A 1,468-nucleotide genomic window follows, 5' to 3' on the forward strand; every position below is an offset into this window, starting at 1 on the left:
TAGACAAGCGGTTACGCGCCAAGCTCCGTTACCAGGCACTCCGGAGTCCCGCCGAACTGCCTCCGCCACGACCTGGGTAAACGCGCCGTCCCGTCACCAGGAACCGAGCTCAGCTGCGGAACTCAGGGACAGGCCGCCCACTGGTTCGACCCCGCGCCGGCGGCCGTCCAGATGCGCCGGGTGCTGCGCCCCGGCGGGGTGGTCGAGCTGGTGTGGAACACCCGCGACGAGCAGGTGCCCTGGGCCGCCGCCCTGGGCGAGGTGCTGGCCGCCGAGTCGCGCGACCACGAGGCCGACCAGACCGTCGTGGAGCAGTTCGCCCGCGCGCTGGACGCCCGCGTGGAGCACGCCCGCTCCGGGACCGTCCAGCGGACCAGCCCGGAGCAGGTCGTCGCCGGCATCGCCACGCGCAGCTACGTCGCCACCGTGGACGACGCCCGGCGCGGGCAGTTCCTCGGCCGGGTCCGCGCGCTGCTCGCCACCCACTCCGACACCCGCGGCCGCGACCTCGTCGACCTGTCCTACCGCACCGGCACCTACCGGCTCGCGCCCGCCTGACCGACGGCGAACACCCGGCGGAACGGCAGCAGCGTCGTCCCGTCGACCCGCGGCGGGTACGCCTCCCGCAGCGCCGCGGCGTACTCGGCCGTCAGCTCGGCGGCGTCGTCCGCGTCGAGCCGCGCGAGCACCGGCCGCAGCACCGTGCTGCGCACCCAGCCCAGCACCGGGTCGTCCCCGGACAGCACGTGCAAGTAGGTGGTCTCCCAGGCGTCCACGGCCAGCCCCTCGCCGGTGAGGACCTCCAGGTAGCCGGCCGGGTCCAGCACCGCGTCGGCCGCCGGCGCGGCGTCGGCCAGCAGCCCCGCCCAGCGCGGCGAACGGCACAGGTCGGCCAGCAGCGCGTGGGTCGGCGCCCGCCCGTTGCCGGGGACCTGCAGCGCCAGCCAACCGCCGGGCGCCAGCCGGCCGGCCCACCGGCGCAGCAGCTCGGCGTGACCGGGCACCCAGTGCAGGACGGCGTTCGTGACCAGGACGTCGACCGGCGCGCCGGGCTGCCAGTCGCGCACGTCACCCGCGACGAACTCGACCCGGCCCGGGACCGCGTGCGCGGCCGCCGCGGCGAGCATGTCCGGTGAGGAGTCCACGCCGGTCACCCGCGCGCCGGGCCAGCGGGCCGCCAGCGACGCGGTCAGCGCACCCTCCCCGCAGCCCAGGTCGACCACGACCAGTGGTTCCCGGGCGCCGACGCGGGCCAGCAGGTCGGTGAACGGCCGGGCCCGCTCGTCGGCGAAGCGCAGGTAACCGGCCGGGTCCCACGCGGCGCTACGGGTCACGGACCCGACCCTAGTACTACAGGGCTACAGCCTTGGCGTGGCAACGCGGTGATCGTGCTCCGGCGTGCTGCTGTTCAGGATGCGGTGCTGCCGAGACAATGATGCTGTGTCGTGCACAGACCTGCAGGATTGGT

The 1,468-nt window shown here is 75.3% G+C and carries 2 protein-coding genes; one reads left to right on the forward strand and one right to left on the reverse strand.

Features of this window, described 5'->3' with window-relative positions; all coding sequences use genetic code 11:
- The first annotated feature begins 180 nt into the window (after positions 1–180).
- Positions 181–558, forward strand: coding sequence for a hypothetical protein (locus DQ238_RS22515; RefSeq protein ID WP_199506523.1), 378 nt, complete (start codon positions 181–183; stop codon positions 556–558).
- Here DQ238_RS22515 and DQ238_RS22520 read toward each other — a convergent pair.
- On the reverse strand, positions 537–1,334 hold the full coding sequence (locus DQ238_RS22520; protein ID WP_113783475.1) for a trans-aconitate 2-methyltransferase: 798 nt from the start codon (positions 1,332–1,334) through the stop codon (positions 537–539). The genes DQ238_RS22515 and DQ238_RS22520 overlap by 22 nt on opposite strands.
- Between the last annotated feature and the right edge of the window lie 134 nt (positions 1,335–1,468).

Origin of the sequence: Geodermatophilus sp. TF02-6 (assembly GCF_003319115.1) — a bacterium.
GTDB lineage: Bacteria > Actinomycetota > Actinomycetes > Mycobacteriales > Geodermatophilaceae > Geodermatophilus.